We start from the raw sequence: 1377 nt of genomic DNA, 5'->3' as shown, positions 1-1377 counted from the left end.
GTGACGGTGGTCGGCGTGATCGCGATCGGCCAGACCCTGATCATCCTCACGGCCGGCATCGACCTGTCGTGCGGCATGATCATGGCGCTGGGCAGCATCGTGATGACCAAGCTGGCGGCCGACATGGGGCTGCCCGCGCCGCTGGCGATCCTCGCCGGCATCGCGGTCACGGCCGGCTTCGGCCTCATCAACGGCCTGCTGGTGACGCGCATCAAGCTGCCGCCCTTCATCGTCACGCTGGGCACCTTCAACATCGCCTTTGCGATCACCCAGCTGTACTCGGGCGCGCAGACCGTGACCGAGGTGCCGCCGATGATGACCTGGTTCGGCAGCACCTTCGCGCTGGGCGGCACCAACGTCGCCTACGGCACCGTGCTGATGATCCTGCTCTACCTGGGCGTGTGGTTCTGGCTGCGCGAGACCGGTGCCGGACGGCACGTGTACGCGGTCGGCAACAACCCGGAGGCCACGCGGCTGGTCGGCATCCCGCCCGAGCGCGTGCTGCTGGGCGTCTACGTGCTGGCCGGCGTGTTCTACGGCATCGCCTCGCTGATGTCGGTGGCGCGCACCGGCGTCGGCGACCCCAACGCGGGCCAGACCGAGAACCTCGACGCCATCACCGCGGTGGTGCTGGGCGGCACCAGCCTGTTCGGCGGCCGCGGCATGATCCTCGGCTCGCTGGTCGGCGCCATCGTGGTGGGCGTGCTGCGCAACGGCCTCACGCTGATGGGCGTGTCGTCGGTCTACCAGGTGCTGATCACCGGCATCCTGGTGATCGTCGCCGTGACCGTCGACCAACTCTCGCGCAAGGGAGGCCGCTGACATGACCGCCACCACCGCACCCCTCGTGATGCAGGCCAAGGGCCTGATCAAGCGCTACGGCCAGGTCACGGCGCTGGACGGCGCCGACTTCGAGCTGCGCGCCGGCGAGATCCTGGCCGTGATCGGCGACAACGGCGCGGGCAAGTCCTCGCTGATCAAGTGCCTGTCGGGCGCCACGGTGCCCGACGAGGGCCAGATCCTGCTGGACGGCAAGCCGATCCACTTCAAGGCCCCCATCGACGCCCGCCGCGAGGGCATCGAGACGGTCTACCAGGACCTGGCCGTGGCGCCGGCGATGACCATCGCCGAGAACCTGTTCCTGGGCCGCGAGATCCGGCGCGAGGGCTTCCTGGGCAACGTGCTGCGCATGCTCGACAAGAAGAAGATGCTGGAGCAGAGCATCGCGCGCATGAACGACCTCAAGGTGGGCATCCGCTCGATGACGCAGGCGGTCGAGACGCTGTCGGGCGGCCAGCGCCAGTGCGTGGCGGTGGCGCGGGCGGCGGCCTTCGCGAGCCACGTCGTGATCCTCGACGAGCCGACCGCGGCGCTCGG

The 1377-nt window shown here is 69.5% G+C and carries 2 protein-coding genes; both read left to right on the top strand.

From position 1 onward, the window contains the following. A partial coding sequence (locus QTI17_RS34950; RefSeq protein WP_286538773.1) for an ABC transporter permease occupies nt 1-822 on the top strand: 822 nt, incomplete at its 5' end. Between the two features lies 1 nt (nt 823). Then, the coding region (locus tag QTI17_RS34945; protein WP_286538771.1) for an ATP-binding cassette domain-containing protein at nt 824-1377 on the top strand (554 nt) is incomplete at its 3' end.

The organism is Variovorax sp. J31P179, from assembly GCF_030316985.1.
Lineage (GTDB): Bacteria > Pseudomonadota > Gammaproteobacteria > Burkholderiales > Burkholderiaceae_C > Variovorax > Variovorax ginsengisoli_B.
The sequence above is the reverse complement of the archived record's forward strand: the minus strand, read 5'-3'. Positions and strand labels throughout refer to the sequence as shown.